This is a genomic window from Bradyrhizobium sp. RP6, from assembly GCF_003837805.1.
In the GTDB taxonomy this organism is placed as follows: domain Bacteria; phylum Pseudomonadota; class Alphaproteobacteria; order Rhizobiales; family Xanthobacteraceae; genus Bradyrhizobium.
In genome coordinates this window covers 39,835-55,114 of the sequence record NZ_RQIT01000024.1, presented here as the reverse complement: position 1 = coordinate 55,114, position 15,280 = coordinate 39,835, and the positions used below count along the sequence as shown (strand labels likewise).

Genomic DNA, 15,280 nt, shown 5'->3' with positions numbered 1-15,280 from the left:
TGGGAGTGCACATCATCTTCAGCTTACCAGAGCAAAGCGGAAGTCTGCCACTGCAAGTGCGATCGGCGGCTTGTGTGACCCACATCGGACGTGCTGCCGTTCTCCCGTCCCTAGTTTATTCTGGTTGGTAACTGTCTCAGCACACCTTTACCGCCTTGGGGGCGCTCGGTAATGGTTTCCCCGTTCAACCTGTGGGGGAATCATGAAGCATGTTTTTACTTTGGCTATAGCCCTAATTGCGTCTCCAGCCTTGGCAGCTCCGCCGTATGCTTGCCACCACGATCCGGTCTGCCAAGCAAAGCGTGATGGCACTTCGGTGGAGCAGGCCAAGCGGCGCGACAGTGGCGCGGAGCCCAGCAATAGTTCTCCGCATGCATTGGCTTGCATGAAGAAATACGGCTTCACCTATGCGGAGTGGCGCGCATACACGGTCCCCGCATCAAAGGCCGAGCCTTATCGGAGATGTCGAGACGGCAGAGGATAAGAACCGAGAGTTAGGCCGCCTCAGTTGGCGGCCTCTTTCATTTTTGAAGGTCACCCTTTGCCGCGGGTCGGTTACCGGCTTCTCGCACGAGCGTTCGCGCGCCATCGATCGGGGAGGCTCTGCGGCGAGGCCGCCGGTTTCCACTGCAGGGACACGACCCAGTTGTCGAAGACCGTGTTGAAGCTTCCGGACTGGTACGAGAAGTTCTCGTACGCCGGCCAATAGCGGCCGGCATCGGCTGCGTAGGTAAAGAGCGTCCAGGTATGGGGCTTCTGCCAGAACGCGTCGCCGCCGTCCGGGTCCCCGTCGAGGGCGCTGAAGTCGAGGAAGAGCCAGAGAGGTGCATTCTTGGTGCCGAGGTTCGTATCCGGCGAGTTGAACTGCAGCGCGTTCCAGTAGACCCCAGGTCCGGCTCCGGGATCCGCATCGTCCACGAGCTTCTGCAGCCGCCAATAGAAGCTCGCGTCGCCAGTCATATTGGTTTCGCCGGTGAACGTGATCAGGCCAGCCTGCGGGCCTGACTGGATGATGCCGCTGATGGAGGTGGTCCCGCTGATTGTTCCGCTCCCTTGTAATATGCCGCCGGGAGCAGGCGTATCGGCGCCGGTCGCTGCAATGGTGACCGGGCCCGAGATCGTCCCACCGTTCATGAACAGTGTGCCCGACTCGCCGACGACAACCGCGCCGGTCACCGTGCCGGCGACCTCCAGCGTCGCCGCGTAGGATACCTGCACCTCGCCGGCACCCGTTGCTGATCCACCGGTAGCGCCGGCAATCAGCGTACCCCCATTGACCCTGATCAGACCGGAAAGCGTGCCGCTGCTGTCTGCACTCAGGGTCAGCGTGCCGGGACCGAAGATCGTCAGGCCCGCCGATCCCTCGATGGCGGCTGCGATCTGCGAATTACCGCCGGCGGCATTGGTGTAGATCAGGCCTTCTGCCGCGCCGAACGAAAGGCTCGCAGTAGCGATGCTGCCGCCGTTCATGATGAGGCCCGCGGCGTCGCCGCTCGCCTGGCTTCCGACCAGAATGCTCGCATCGCTGCCCGTAATCGCCCCGCCGTTCACTTCGAGCGCCGCCACCTGCGGCACACCGCCGCTCTCGATCGCCTGGCTGTCGACGACCTCGTAGACGGCATCGGCCGGAACGTCGTTGATGCCGACATCGGTCGACGACACGGTCGCCGCGCTTGCGAAGCCTTCGGAGGGCGAATAGGTCAGAAACTTGCCCGAGCTGGCCGCGTCGTCGTCCTCTCCGAGAATGTAGGGAGCGACGATCCCGTTCGTGACGATGGGCAGGTTTGCTCCCGTTCCTGCCACGAACACCTGCTGCGTCAGCCCAAGCTGGGCCATGCCGCCGCCCGGCACGATGACAAGAGTTCCGCCGGAGTTGCGGACAATGTTCGCCAGGGTACCGTCGTCATTGCCCCCGATTACGACGCGATAGTTGCCGCTTCCGGAAAGCTGCAAGGCGCCTCCCGTAGAGCCGATGACGAATGTCGCCAGAGATCCCGAGGCGATCTGCACATCGACCGTCGCGCCGTCCGAACGAAGCTCGAGTATTCCGCCGTTCGTCACCGTCACCCTGAAGCTGCCAAATGGTGTGCCGGATGTCCGGGTACTTGCCAGCGTCCCGGCGCCCACGATGTTCTGTCCCATCAGCTGGTTCGTGTTGGTGAGCAGGAGCGTGCCTTCGCCGTATTTTTGGAGGCCGCCCAGCCCGGAGATCGGCGCGACGACGGTCAGCGTGCCGCCGTTCGTGTTGATGACCTTAGGCTTGTTGATCGTCCAAGTGCTGGGTTCATATCCGGATGTCGAGGGCAGCGCCGACGGCGAGATCGCCCAAGCTTGCCCCTGCCAGAGCACGGCGTAGACGCCCCTCCCGGTGAGCGCGTCGGTGACGACTTGGCTGTAGTCTTCGGAGGGGAGCGGCTGATTTTCCAGCTTCCATCCGCTGGGCATCTGCGCGATCTGGACGGTCTGCGGATTGCTGGACGGGAGGTTGGGTACGTTCTCGAACGAGGCGGGGAAAGCGTTGTTGATGGTGATCGTGCCGCCCGCCAGGTTCACCGTGAGCGGCGCGAGGACATGCCCGCCGCTATTTTCCATGTATCCCTTCGTCGTCTGGGAAACGGAAAACCAGCCAACCGCGAAATTGGCCAAGACGATCGTCTGCGGACTCTCGGACACGTTCGGGGCCAATTGATCGGCGAGCCACGCGAGGTCCGGATTGGGATTGCTCGTCAAATGATAGAGATCAGGCCCGATTCCGCAGGCCGACAGATAGTCGGCCATCCCGCTCGTCATGCCGTCCACGAAGCTGCCGCTCTCGCTTGACGTCTGCATCAAGCCCGCGACCACCCTTTCCAGGTTGATCGCCACGGGGTCGTCCTCGCCGTTGTAGACCACAGGAGCAACCTGCGTGAAGCCGTTTGCCGACAGCCAGTAAAGGCCCATGACCATCGACGTGGGGCCGCAATAGGCTTCACCGTCCCCCGGCAGGCTCTGCCCGAAGGGCCCGAAATCGGTCTGGATGATCGAAGGCGTGCTCTCGATGGGGTCTTTCCACATGGGACTGGTCCACTCCTGTCCGACAAGGCCACGGTACGCGCTTGAGCCGCAGGTTAATGTCCCGTTAATTGCGGGACACAACTTGTGGATACGTTAGTGAGCCGATGCTGTCTAAGAGTGTAGTGCGGAATCTTGAATGTACGCAAGCTGGGTCTCCAGCTTGGCCGGCAGGGACGGCTTAGGAGTTCAAGCGCGGGCCGCCGAGCGGCAGCATGTTCATCGTGAGTGGCGCATATCTGCCACCAGCGGCGATGTCCTGCGGCAGGGCTGATGACAGGTGGCCTCCCGGCCGGTCCGCGCAACGCGAACGTCTACTTCCGAGGCGTGCTGCGAATCCTGGAAGTGGCACCTTTGAGATATGGCGACCGGCTCTGAAGATGTCCGTTCATTGGGGTAGTTCATTGACGCGCGCAACCCCGTTCGCGTGATCGACGTATTTGTCGATGCGCTCGATTTGGTTGAGATGGGCTTTGAGGGGGGAGCCGGCGGCAACGGGTCGACCGTCGTACCACCCCCTCGGTTCTTCTGAAGCTTTACATCCTTGCACGCATCGCACGCATCGATCTTGCTGAGACTACGAACCCAACAGAGTTACCTGGTTCAGGGACCATGGCTGCATTGGGCACCCATCGTCTTCCTGAACGCCATACGCGAAGCTGCCCTTGGCACTGCTTTATGACGAGTCGCGCAAGGTGAGCACGAGGTCGGCCAAGCGATTACTGCCGGCCTTGTTTCGAAGGGCCAGTCTGGCTGCCAGAACCAGTCGTCTGTTCACTCCCCGGTTGGCCCGGGGGATGCGCAGAGGCGCCCGGCTTGTCTTGGTCGGCAACGTATCCGGACGCGCCTGAATTGCGTGTCTTGGTCCCTTTATCCGCGTCGCGCTGCATCTGCTCGTTGGGCTCGCTCGTCTTGAGCCCTTTGTCTACGTCAGTGCGCATCTCGTCCTTGGTTTGCTCACTAGGCGCGGCTTGCTGTTGCGCTGTTGCCTGGAAGGCAATTGCGCTTGCGGCAACTACAATCATCGCGAGAGTTACGGTTCGCATGCTTCTTCTCCAATGCGGTGCCCTATCCCGCTCAACGCGTCACTTTTCCCAACGTTCGTGGTCACGATCGCTATTTTCAAAAGGGCTGGTGATCAGACAAGGATTGGCTCGGGACCTGCCTGACCTAACGACTAAACGTCCGCTTTTGGCTCGAGCCGGACTCAAGGCGAGTTACGCCAACGCGCTGCGATCGGGGGCGGAGCAGACCTCGGACGACGAGCAGCGCAAGCTAGACGGTCGGCTGACGTTCTCGCCGCGTCCAGGTGGCCCGCTCGGCGAACACCTGGCTGACCTCCGCCATGTGCTCGGTGCCCCACGTGCAGAGCGGCACGAGAGCTTGGGCGAGGCTCTGGCCCAAAGGCGTGAGGTTATAGTCCACCCGCGGCGGCACCTCCTTGTAGTCGGTCCGCTTCACGAGACCGTCGGCCTCCAGCTCCTTGAGTTGCTGGATCAGCACCTTGTCGCTGACGTCGCGGATGGCGCGCCGGAGCTCGCCGTAGCGGGTCGCGCCGTCCTGGGCGAGGAAGTAGAGGATCAGCGGCTTCCACTTGCCGGCGACGACCCGCAGGGTCGCATCTAGGCCGCAGGTGAAGCCGGGCAACGTCGGCGTGCAGCTCTGGACGTCTGCTTGAGCCTGCGCCGGCGGGGAGATGGGGTCCGAACGATCTGATGACATTTTTGGGTACTTACCAAAAGGTGCATACTTGTCGATAGGTGGGTAGGCCGCCAGCTTAGTGCAACCCTAGTGAAGGAGCACATCATGAGCAGACTACAAGGCAAGACGGCGGTGGTGACCGGCGGCGGCACGGGCATCGGATTTGGCGCTGCGAAACGGTTCGTCGACGAAGGCGCGTTCGTCTATCTGTTCGGACGGCGGCAGGAGCCGCTCGACGCCGCCGTGGCGAAGCTCGGATCGTCGGCGCGAGCCGTCAGGGGCTCGGTGACGGATCTGGCCGACCTCGACCGGCTGTATGAGACGGTGAAGGCGGAACGGGGCGGGCTCGACATTCTGTTCGCCAACGCCGGGACCGGGTTGTTTGCCCCGCTCGGCGAGATCACGGTCGAGCACTACGATCATATCTTCGACGTCAATGTGAAAGGGCTGGTGTTCACGGTGCAGAAAGCCCTGCCGCTGATGCGGAGGGGATCGTCGATCATCCTGACGGGATCGAGCACGGGCGTGATGGGGACGCCGCAATTCAGCATCTACAGCGCGACCAAGGCCGCGATCCGCAATCTGGCGCGCAGCTGGGCGCTGGACCTGCGCGGCACGGGCATCCGCGTCAATGTGCTGTCGCCGGGGCCGACCAAGACTGAGCTGGCTCTGGAGGTCGTGGGCGAGGAAGCATTTGATGCACTCGGCAGCTCGACCCCCATCGGGCGCGTAGGCGATCCGAGCGAGACCGGCGCCGTGGCCGCGTTCCTGGCGTCCTCGGACAGCAGCTTCATGACGGGCGGCGAGGTCTTTGTCGATGGAGGCCTGGCGCAGGTCTGAGTGAGCATGAGGGCTTCGGTCGTTCGATCGAAGCCCTCGATGCTCCTTCGAAGGCGTGAGGAGTGAGACGCGCTGCGCGCGCCTCGACGGAACGCTCGAAAGTGTCCACGATGTCTCCGAACACCTGTCCACCATGTCCCCGGTCTGAACACCCACAAGGGGAGGGAACGGAGAGGGGCGCTACTCTCCGAGTTCGATCCGACGTCAGCCTATCGCGCTCAGATCCCCAGCAGCTTTCTCGCGTTCGCCTTCAGCACCTTCGGCCGGATCTCGTCGCGGATGTCGATCTTGGCGAAGTCGGACAGCCAGCGGTCCGGTGTGATCACCGGCCAGTCCGAGCCGAACAGCATCTTGTCCTGCAGGATCGAGTTGATGTAGCGCACCAGGATCGGCGGGAAATATTTCGGCGACCAGCCGGAGAGGTCGATATAGACGTTCGGCTTGTGGGTCGCGACCGACAGCGCCTCCTCCTGCCAGGGGAAGGAGGGGTGGGCGAGGATGATCTTGAGGTCGGGGAAATCGGCCGCGACGTCGTCCATGTACATCGGGTTGGAATATTTCAGCCGCATGCCCATGCCGCCGGGCATGCCCGAGCCGACGCCGGTCTGGCCGGTGTGAAACAGCGCGATCGCACCGCCATTGTTGATCTCTTCATAGAGCGGATAGGCCATGCGGTCGTTGGCGTAGAAGCCCTGCATGGTCGGGTGGAATTTGAAGCCGCGCACGCCGTATTCCTCGATCAGCTTGCGCGCCTCGCGCGCGCCGAGCTTGCCCTTGTGCGGGTCGATCGAGACGAAGGGGATGAGGACGTCGAGATGCTCGGAGGCGACTTCCAGCATCTCGTAATTGTTGTAGCGGCGGAAGCCGGTCTCGCGCTCGGCGTCGACCGGGAAGATGACGGCAGCGATGTTCTTGGAGCGGTAGTAGGCCGCGGTCTCCGGTACGGTCGGCGGGTGCTTGTTCGGCGACTTGAAGTACTCGGCCATCTGCGCCTGGAAATCGTCATAGCCATCGTCGGGATGGCAGCCGCAGGGCTCCTCGGCATGGGTGTGGATGTCGATCGCGACGACATTGTCGATATCAGGCAGCTTCAGTTTCGGCATGGGTTTCCTCCCGACGGGTTGCCGAATTGATTATATGATATAACGAAATTGGCAAGGCGCTGCCGCAAGTGACCGGTCGGGCGGATCGGGCCGATCCGGCCGCTTCTACTGTGCATGGGGTTGTTCTCACGATTTTGCTGGCCCGGAACGGGGCGGTTAACATTGACATCACCGCCCGCCATGCCTTAAGAACCGCCCCGTCCCGGGCGGTCGGTCCGCCAGCGGGAAAAATCTCATTTTGCCACATTCGCGCGTGCCGAAACGGTAGTGCCGAACACGGCCTTTCGAACGTTCAGGATTCTGCCATGAAGGTCCGTAACTCGCTGAAATCGCTGCGCGGTCGCCATCGCGCCAACCGCCTGGTCCGCCGCAAGGGCCGGGTCTATGTGATCAACAAGGTGCAGCGCCGCTTCAAGGCACGGCAGGGCTGATCTCGCCCGGCCGGACGCCTTCGCGCGCCCCGCAAGATCACGGCTCACACGAGTTTGACGCCGCCTTTGCTTTGCAAGGGCGGCTTTGCGCGTTTAGACTTTCATCATGGCAGACAGATTCCCCTTTGCGCGCATCCTCGGTCTGGCCCTCGTGCTGGGAGCCGCCGGCCCGGCTCCGGCCTTGGCGCAGCAGATTGAGCCTCCGGCCAAACAGAAGAAGCTGCCCGAAGCGCCGGCCAAGCTGCCCAAGGTCGATCGCAGCAAGAATCTCGATTTCCTGTTCGGCGCACTGAAGGCCGCTCCCGACGAGGTCAGCGCCAAGCATGTCGAGGCGCGGATCTGGGCGATCTGGCTCCAGACCCCGAGCGACACCGCGGCGCTTCTGATGTCGCGCGCCAAGACCGCCGTCGATGCGAAAAAGATCGATGTCGCGATCAAGCTGCTGGATTCGGTCATCAAGCTCAGGCCCGATTACATCGAGGCTTGGAATCGGCGGGCGACGCTCTATTACATGCAGAACGACTATGGCCGCTCTCTCGCGGATATCCAGCAAGTGCTGATCCGGGAGCCGCGCCATTTCGGCGCGCTCGCCGGGCTCGGCATGATCATGCAGGAGGTCGGCGACGAGAAGCGCGCGCTTGATGCCTATCGCAAGGCGCTCGCCGTCAATCCGCACCTCGAAAAGATACCCGATCAGGTCAAGGCGCTGACAGAGAAAGTCGAAGGTCGCGACATCTAGGCGTGAGCCGCAAAGGGTGTGCAGCGGTTGATCGTGCTCAAGCCAATAGGGACAAGTTGATCAATTGCCGAGCGGTTGCGGCGTGTCCGGATTAACCACGATCCGAAGCGGGGCGTCGCGAGGGCTATTGCGGGACCTGCTGCAGGCCTACCTGAATGGCAGGAGCGAAAGCCATGAAGCGTTTGGTACTCGCAGCCATATTGCTGCTCGCGTCGGGGGCGGTGAGCTTCGCCGACGGACTGTTCTGGGTGGTCGGCAACCGCGCCACCGGAAAATGCAACATCGTGACCAGCAATCCCGTGATCATCGGCGATATCTGGTTCGGTGACGGTCCCTACAAGTCCATGGCCGATGCCAAGCTTGCCCGTTCGACGATCCGCGCCTGTCCCGCTGTCACGCCCGAGGATGAGAAAGCGGAAGGCGGTCCGAACTAGACTGCGCTCAATGCAGGACGCTGCTGCCGCGCTCGACGAGGCCGCGGTCGGCGGCTGCGGCGTAAGCCTTTGCAAGCTCGGTCTCGAGATGTTCGTTGATCAGGAGCAGCGCCCGCACGGCACCGCGCAGGTCGCCGTTGCAGCTCGCGACGATCTCGTCGATCGCAGTATCGTTCGATCTGAAGCTCATTGAAATTCTCCGGTTCAAACCAGGACAAATCCTGCCGGCCTTTCCCGCATCGCGTGAGATTGCGAGAAGGATCGGCACCCACCCGCGCCTAGATGGCGGAACCGACCATGGCGATTATATGGAAGCCGTGATGACGGCCGCATGAAGCTGTCCCGGGGGCTTGTGCGTGCAGCAGAAGATCCTTGATTTCATTGAATTTTCCGTTCTGCAATTATGCACATATCCACAGCCCCTGGATTATCAGTGGAAGCTCGCCAGGCCGACGGCGAAACTGCCGCCCGATCAGACCCGTAACTGCCCTGTGCCCAGGATCGCCCGGATTCTCCCCATGATCGTAATGTCAGTCGTGACGGCGCTGGTTCTGCTGGCGCTGGTCACGCAGGCGGGAATCGTCGCCGTGCAACGCACCTTTCCACCGCAGGGCCGGATGGTCGAGGTCGACGGCGCGACCCTTCATGTCGTCGACATCGGCCCACGCGATTCGGGTCTTCCGATCGTGATGCTGCACGGCGCGAGCTCCAATCTCGAAGCGATGCGGCGGCCGCTCGGCGACATCCTCGCCGGAGACCGTCGCGTGATTCTGATCGACCGCCCGGGCCATGGCTGGAGCCACCGTGCGCGGCGGCAGGATTCGACGCCGCAAATCCAGGCGCGGATGATCGATGAGGCGCTTCATAAGCTCGGAATCCATCGCGCGGTTTTCGTGGTGCATTCCTGGAGCGGCGCACTCGGCGCGCGAATCGCGCTCGATCATCCGCACCGCGTTGCCGGTCTCGTCATGCTCGCGCCCGTCACTCATCCCTGGCGCGGCGGCGTCGGCCGCTACAACGAGATCATCGCAACGCCCGTGATCGGTCCGCTGCTCGCCTACACCATCACGCTGCCACTCGGTTACGCCCTCGCTGAATCCGGCGCGCGCAACGTCTTCCTGCCGCAGATCATGCCGGATGGTTTCGTCAAGGACTCCGCGACGCCGTTGCTGTTGCGTCCGCGCGAGTTCATCGCCAACGCCCATGATCTGGTGACGCTGAAGGAAGCGGTGGCCGCGCAAGTCGCGCGCTATGGCGAGATAAAGGCGCCGGTCACGATCATCGCCGGCGAGCCCGACAAGACTGTGAAGACCGACATCCACGCACGCCCCTTTGCCGCGACCGTGCGGAATGCGAAGCTGATCGTGCTGCCCGACCTCGGCCACATGGTGCAGAATGCCGTGCCGGATCTCGTGAAGGCGGAGATCGAGACGATGATCGGCAGGATCGTCCCGGCGCAGGCGGCCGCCGATTAAGGCGCTCTCATGCGAAGTGGATACCACTTCGCACGATGAAAACGCGTCAGCTCCGGCGGCCGCCTCTTGCGCGCCTACTGCTTGATCTTCCCGTCCTTGTCGTATTGGGCGAGGAAGGCCCAGAGATTGTTGATCTCGGTCTCGTTCTTGATGCCGGCGAACGCCATCTTGGTGCCGGGAATCTTGGCCTTGGGGTCCTTGATGTATTCCTTGAACGTGGCCTCATCCCAGGTGATGCCGGAATTCTTGTTCGCGTCCGAATAATTGTAGTCCGGCGCGGTTCCCGACTTGCGGCCGTTGAGGCCGTTGAGCTCGGGGCCCACCTTGTTCTTGGCGCCTTCGCCGATCGCGTGGCAGGCCAGGCATTTGTTGAACGACGTCTTGCCGGCCGCTACATCCTGCGCCATCGCGGCGGGTGCGGTGGCAATCACGGTGAGGATCGTCAGTGCGCCAAAAGTCAGTTTTGTCATCGGGTGCTCTTCGTCTCTTCCCTGGTGGGTCTGGTCAGTCTCTTGCCTGATCGACAATCGCCGGCCTGCCGGTTTTGGCAGGCCTGCTCGGCTTGGACAAGCCATCAAACCATGACAGGTTTCACGATTTCCTACTTGTCCCAGAGCGAACTCGCGGAACACCGTCGATCCGACTTTCGGATGGCCTACACAAACAGGCGTGGACGTGATTGATTTGCCGCGACAAATTGATCTTGGGTTACGAGCCGGAAGGATATGTGATGGCCATCATGATGCCTGCGAGCGACCAGGCGGTGCTCGCGCGCCGCGCGGAGATCATTGCTGCGTTGCGCGCAATCGTGCCCGGCGAGGGCGTGATCGACAGTGCAGCCGAGATGCGGGCGTATGAATCCGACGGGCTGACCGCCTACCGGCAGCCGCCGATGGTCGTGGTGCTGCCCGACACGACGGAGCAGGTCTCGCTGGTCCTGAAATATTGTGCTGCACAAGGCATCAAGGTCGTGCCGCGCGGCTCCGGCACCTCGCTGTCCGGCGGCGCACTGCCGCTCGAAGACGGCGTGCTGCTGGGGCTCGGCAAGTTCAAGCGCATTCGCGAGATCGATTTCGATAACCGCGTCGTCGTCACCGAGCCCGGCGTCACCAACCTTGCGATCAGCCAGGCGGTCGCGCATGCCGGCTTCTATTATGCGCCCGATCCGTCCTCCCAGATCGCCTGCTCGATCGGCGGCAATGTCGCCGAGAATTCCGGCGGCGTGCACTGTCTCAAATACGGCATGACCACCAACAACGTGCTCGGTTGCGAGATCGTGCTGATGAGCGGCGAGATCCTGCGCATCGGCGGCAAGTCGGCGGAAAATTCCGGCTACGACCTGATGGGCGTCATCACCGGTTCCGAGGGCCTGCTCGGCGTCATCACCGAGATCACGGTGCGCATCCTGCAAAAGCCGGAGACGGCGCGCGCGCTGATGGTCGGCTTTGCGCAAGTCGAGGCGGCCGGCGAATGCGTGGCGCGCATCATCGGCGCGGGGATCATTCCGGGCGGCATGGAGATGATGGACAAGCCCGCGATCCACGCCGCGGAGGCCTTCGTCCATGCCGGCTATCCGCTCGACGTAGAGGCACTGCTGATCATCGAGCTCGACGGGCCCAAGATCGAGGTCGACGAGCTGATCACGCGCGTCGAGACCATCGCCAATGCCTGCGGCTCGACCAGTTGCCAGATCTCGACCTCGGAGGCCGAGCGCAATCTGTTCTGGGCCGGCCGCAAGGCCGCGTTTCCGGCCGTCGGCCGCATCTCGCCCGACTATCTCTGCATGGACGGCACGATCCCGCGCGGCGCGCTGCCGAAGGCGCTCGCCCGCATCCGCGAGCTCTCGGAAAAATATCAGCTCGGCTGCGCCAACGTGTTCCACGCCGGCGACGGCAATCTGCATCCGCTGATCCTCTACGATGCCAACAAGCCCGGCGAGATCGAGCGCGCCGAAGCGTTCGGCGCCGACATCCTGCGCGCCTGCGTGGAGTTCGGCGGCGTGCTCACCGGCGAGCACGGCGTCGGCATCGAGAAGCGCGACCTGATGCCCGACATGTTCAGCGAGATCGACCTCAACCAGCAGCAGCGGCTGAAATGCGCCTTCGATTCGCAGGGCCTGCTCAATCCCGGAAAGGTGTTTCCGACCCTGCACCGCTGCGCCGAGCTCGGCCGCATGCATGTACATGCCGGCAAGCTGGCGTTCCCGGATTTGCCGCGGTTCTAGCGACGCGACGAACGAATTGCTTTCCCTTGTAAACTTCGATACCGGCTCAGTGGTGGATACGCTCAAGGTCAGAGACGCCAAAGACGTCGAAGAGGTGGTGCGCGCGGCGATTGCGAGCGAGCAGCCGCTCGAGATCATCGGCCATGGCAGCAAGCGCAGCATTGGCCATGCGATGGCAACCAACGCCGTGCTCGACGTTTCCGCGCTGAGTGCCGTCACCTCCTACGAGCCGAACGAGCTGATCGTGACGCTCCAGGCCGGAGCGCCGCTCGCCGACGTGCTGTCGCTGATCGATGCCAAGAACCAGCAATTCGCCTTCGAGCCCGTCAACACCGCCCCGCTGCTCGGCACGCCCGTATCAGGCACCATCGGCGGCATGATCGCGGCCGGGCTCGCCGGGCCGCGGCGCATCCGGGCGGGCGGGGCGCGTGATCATCTGCTCGGTGCGCACGCCGTCTCGGGCTTCGGCGACAGCTTCAAGACCGGCGGCAAGGTGGTGAAGAACGTCACCGGCTACGACCTCTGCAAGCTGCTCGCCGGGTCCTGGGGCACGCTGTCGGTGATGACGGAGGTCACGCTCAAGGTGATGCCGAAGCCGGAGGCCGAGCGGACGCTGTTGCTGCGCGGGTTAGAGGATGCTGCCGCCAACAAGGCCATGACCGCCGCGCTGGGCTCGCCCTTCGACGTCTCCGGCGCCGCGCATCTGCCGAAATCGGAACTCCGGGCCAAGGTCGAGGGGCTTGGCGACATTGCCGGCCAAGGCGAGGCGCTGACCATGCTGCGGCTCGAGGGCATCACGGCCTCCGCCGCGCACCGCGCCGGATCGCTGCGCGAATTGCTGGCGCCGTTCGGAACTTCGACGCTGGTCGAGGATGGGGCCTCCGCGGCGCTGTGGGCCGCGATCCGCGACGTGGTGCCATTTGCGGCCGGCGGCGCGCTCGGCGCCTGGCCGGTGTGGCGGATCGTCTGTCCGCCGGCCTCGGGCGCGGCACTCGGCGTCCAATTGGCGCGCGAGACGGGGGGCGACTTGATCTACGATTGGGGCGGCGGACTGATCTGGGCGGCATTGCCGCCGAAATCAGACGCGCATGCCCCGCTCGTGCGCACGCGCGCCAATGCGGTTGGGGGACACGCCACGCTGATCCGGGCGGCCGAGGATGTCAGGCGCATGGTCGACGTGTTCCAGCCGCAGGCGCCCGGGATCGCCGCCCTCAGCGAGCGGGTACGTGCCAGCTTCGATCCGAAGACCATTCTCAACCGGGGACGGCTGACGCGAGGCGCTGCGTCATGAAGACCGAATTCTCGCTCGCGCAACTCGCCGACCCCGACATCGCGGAAGCCGACAAGATCCTGCGGGCCTGCGTCCATTGCGGCTTCTGCACCGCGACCTGTCCGACCTATGTGCTGCTCGGCGAGGAGCTCGACAGCCCGCGCGGGCGCATCTACCTGATCAAGGAGATGCTGGAGAAGGACCAAGCGCCGACGGCCGAGGTGGTCAAGCATGTCGACCGCTGCCTGTCCTGCCTTGCCTGCATGACGACCTGCCCCTCGGGCGTGAACTACATGCACCTCGTCGACCAGGCCAGGGTCCGGATCGAGCAGCGCTATCAGCGGCCTTTGGCCGAGCGGCTGCTGCGCCAGGTGCTGGCCTTCGTGCTGCCGGACCCGCAGCGCTTCCGCATCAGCATGTGGCTGGCGCGGCTGGCGCGTCCGCTGGGCGTCTTGCTGCCGACGCCCCGGCCTTCGGCGACGCCCGGATTGATCCAGCGCATCAAGGCGATGCTGGCGCTGGCCCCGAACCAATTGCCGCCGGCAGGGCCTGCTGCGGGCAGCGTATTCGCGGCGCTCGGCAAGAAGCGCGGACGTGTGGCGCTCCTCCAGGGCTGCGCCCAGCAGGTGCTGGCGCCGCGCATCAACCAGGCCGCCATCAGTCTCCTCACCCGCCACGGCATCGAGGTGGTCCTAATCCGGGACGAGCAGTGCTGTGGCGCGCTGACCCATCACCTTGGCAACGACCAGGATGCGTTGGCGCGAGCTCGCGCCAACGTCGCGGCGTGGTGCAAGGAAGCGGCCGGCGAGGGGCTCGACGCCATCCTGGTGACGACGTCCGGCTGCGGCACGGTCATCAAGGACTATGGCTATCTCCTGCGCGAGGACTCCGCGTTCGCGGCCGATGCGGCGAAGGTGTCGGCGCTCGCCAAGGATATCACCGAATACGTCGCCGGCCTCGACCTCGCGACGACCGCGAGACAGGACGACATCGTCGTCGCCTATCACTCCGCATGTTCGTTGCAGCACGGGCAGAAAATCACGGGCCTTCCGAAAGAATTGCTTTCCAAGAATGGATTCGTGGTGAAAGATGTGCCCGAGAGCCATTTGTGTTGCGGTTCGGCGGGGACCTACAACATTCTCCAGCCCGAGCTTGCGGGCCGGTTGCGCGATCGCAAGGTCGCCAACATCGCAAGCGTCAAGCCGGACATGATTGCCGCGGGCAATATCGGCTGCATGGTGCAGATTGCCAGTGGCACGTCAGTTCCGGTCGTGCACACGATTGAGCTTCTCGATTGGGCTACGGGCGGGGCGCGGCCGACATCGAACGCACAAGCTTGAGCTTTCAAGGGCTCGAGCTTTCGTCCGAAGGTGACGGCAGAACGACGCCCGATCGACCATTGTTCGGCGGCAACAGGAGGACCACGATGGCGAAAGCGAAGAAGAAGAAAAGCAAGAAGGCCAAAAAAGCGAAGAAGGCCGTAGCAGCGAAGAAGAAGACCGCAAAGAAGGTAGCCAAGAAGGCAGCCAAGAAGACTGCAAAGAAAGCTGCGAAGAAGTCTGCCAAGAAGGCAGCTCCGAAGAAGGCTGCCAAGAAGAAGGCTGCGGCGAAGTCGGCCAAGAAGGCCGCACCCAAGAAGGCCGCGAAGAAAGCGGCACCGAAGAAGGCGAAGGCAGCTCCTGCTCCGAAGCCATCGGCCCCGGCGGAAGCTCCGGCTCCCGAGCCTGCCTCCGAGACAAGCTGGGCGATGCCTTCGTCTTCTGCGGAACCCGCGCCGGCAGAGGGGCAGGGGTAAGCCCGGCAGCTCCTTGGCTCTTGAAGCGATCTGCAATCAGAAGGGCCGCGGCGCCGGGCGCTGCGGCCTTTTTGCATCGTCGCAAGCTGATTCAGTGTCAGCCGTTTGCCGCGCCTGTCTAATTCGTGGCCTGGGCGTCACCCAGCCGAAGACCCCCGGACTTACACGGGCCTCCTGTGCACTTTGGAAAGAGAAAAATGTGGTCGGGAAGCCACAC

General features: G+C 63.5%; 14 protein-coding genes and 1 pseudogene. 10 read left to right on the top strand and 5 right to left on the bottom strand.

Annotated features, from left to right (window positions below; translation table 11 throughout):
* Positions 1–555 precede the first annotated feature (555 nt).
* Positions 556–3,054, bottom strand: coding sequence for an autotransporter outer membrane beta-barrel domain-containing protein (locus tag EHH60_RS30575; protein ID WP_124163067.1), 2,499 nt, complete (start codon positions 3,052–3,054; stop codon positions 556–558).
* A gap of 397 nt (positions 3,055–3,451) precedes the next feature.
* Between EHH60_RS30575 and EHH60_RS38830 the strand changes: the two are divergent.
* Positions 3,452–3,615 (top strand): annotated as a pseudogene (locus tag EHH60_RS38830) (transposase); the annotation flags it as partial.
* 711 nt (positions 3,616–4,326) lie between these two features.
* On the opposite strand, the gene EHH60_RS30565 reads toward EHH60_RS38830, so the two are convergent.
* Positions 4,327–4,773, bottom strand: a complete 447-nt coding sequence (locus EHH60_RS30565; protein ID WP_502697430.1) for a winged helix-turn-helix transcriptional regulator — start codon at positions 4,771–4,773, stop codon at positions 4,327–4,329.
* Positions 4,774–4,857: 84 nt separating this feature from the next.
* Between EHH60_RS30565 and EHH60_RS30560 the strand changes: the two genes are divergently transcribed.
* Positions 4,858–5,592 (top strand): SDR family NAD(P)-dependent oxidoreductase, encoded by a 735-nt coding sequence (locus tag EHH60_RS30560; protein ID WP_199752227.1) that lies wholly within the window; start codon positions 4,858–4,860, stop codon positions 5,590–5,592.
* Positions 5,593–5,810: 218 nt separating this feature from the next.
* On the opposite strand, the gene EHH60_RS30555 is transcribed toward EHH60_RS30560, so the two are convergent.
* On the bottom strand, positions 5,811–6,695 hold the full coding sequence (locus EHH60_RS30555) for an amidohydrolase family protein (RefSeq protein WP_124163064.1): 885 nt from the start codon (positions 6,693–6,695) through the stop codon (positions 5,811–5,813).
* A gap of 305 nt (positions 6,696–7,000) precedes the next feature.
* Here EHH60_RS30555 and ykgO point away from each other — a divergent pair, with 305 nt between their 5' ends.
* The 3 genes from ykgO (at position 7,001) to EHH60_RS30540 (ending at position 8,299) form a co-directional block, all read left to right on the top strand.
* Complete coding sequence (gene ykgO / locus EHH60_RS30550) at positions 7,001–7,126, top strand: type B 50S ribosomal protein L36 (RefSeq protein WP_006611362.1); 126 nt, start codon at positions 7,001–7,003, stop codon at positions 7,124–7,126.
* A gap of 106 nt (positions 7,127–7,232) precedes the next feature.
* A complete protein-coding gene (locus EHH60_RS30545; protein ID WP_124163063.1) occupies positions 7,233–7,865 on the top strand; it encodes a tetratricopeptide repeat protein in 633 nt (210 codons plus the stop codon).
* Positions 7,866–8,038: 173 nt separating this feature from the next.
* Positions 8,039–8,299 carry a hypothetical protein gene (locus EHH60_RS30540; RefSeq protein WP_124163062.1) on the top strand — a complete coding sequence of 87 codons (261 nt, stop codon included), beginning with the start codon at positions 8,039–8,041 and terminating at the stop codon, positions 8,297–8,299.
* A gap of 7 nt (positions 8,300–8,306) precedes the next feature.
* Here the strand turns inward: EHH60_RS30540 and EHH60_RS30535 are convergent, their stop codons facing one another.
* On the bottom strand, positions 8,307–8,489 hold the full coding sequence (locus EHH60_RS30535) for a hypothetical protein (protein WP_028180446.1): 183 nt from the start codon (positions 8,487–8,489) through the stop codon (positions 8,307–8,309).
* A 328-nt stretch (positions 8,490–8,817) separates the two neighbouring features.
* On the opposite strand from EHH60_RS30535, the gene EHH60_RS30530 reads away from it, so the two are divergent.
* Positions 8,818–9,774, top strand: a complete 957-nt coding sequence (locus tag EHH60_RS30530; RefSeq protein ID WP_199752225.1) for an alpha/beta fold hydrolase — start codon at positions 8,818–8,820, stop codon at positions 9,772–9,774.
* A gap of 74 nt (positions 9,775–9,848) precedes the next feature.
* Here EHH60_RS30530 and cycA read toward each other — a convergent pair whose 3' ends face one another.
* Positions 9,849–10,244 carry a cytochrome c-550 CycA gene (gene cycA, locus EHH60_RS30525; protein WP_028182288.1) on the bottom strand — a complete coding sequence of 132 codons (396 nt, stop codon included), beginning with the start codon at positions 10,242–10,244 and terminating at the stop codon, positions 9,849–9,851.
* A 260-nt stretch (positions 10,245–10,504) separates the two neighbouring features.
* Between cycA and EHH60_RS30520 the strand changes: the two genes are divergently transcribed.
* The 4 genes from EHH60_RS30520 (at position 10,505) to EHH60_RS30505 (ending at position 15,063) form a co-directional block, all read left to right on the top strand.
* Positions 10,505–11,998: an FAD-linked oxidase C-terminal domain-containing protein gene (locus EHH60_RS30520; RefSeq protein WP_124163060.1), complete on the top strand. Its 1,494-nt coding sequence runs from the start codon at positions 10,505–10,507 to the stop codon at positions 11,996–11,998.
* A gap of 52 nt (positions 11,999–12,050) precedes the next feature.
* Positions 12,051–13,289: an FAD-binding protein gene (locus tag EHH60_RS30515; protein WP_124163113.1), complete on the top strand. Its 1,239-nt coding sequence runs from the start codon at positions 12,051–12,053 to the stop codon at positions 13,287–13,289.
* Positions 13,286–14,608 (top strand): glycolate oxidase subunit GlcF, encoded by a 1,323-nt coding sequence (gene glcF / locus EHH60_RS30510; protein WP_124163059.1) that lies wholly within the window; start codon positions 13,286–13,288, stop codon positions 14,606–14,608. The genes EHH60_RS30515 and glcF overlap by 4 nt, the downstream gene beginning before the upstream one ends.
* 86 nt (positions 14,609–14,694) lie before the next feature.
* A complete protein-coding gene (locus EHH60_RS30505; RefSeq protein WP_124163058.1) occupies positions 14,695–15,063 on the top strand; it encodes a histone in 369 nt (122 codons plus the stop codon).
* Positions 15,064–15,280: the final 217 nt, after the last annotated feature.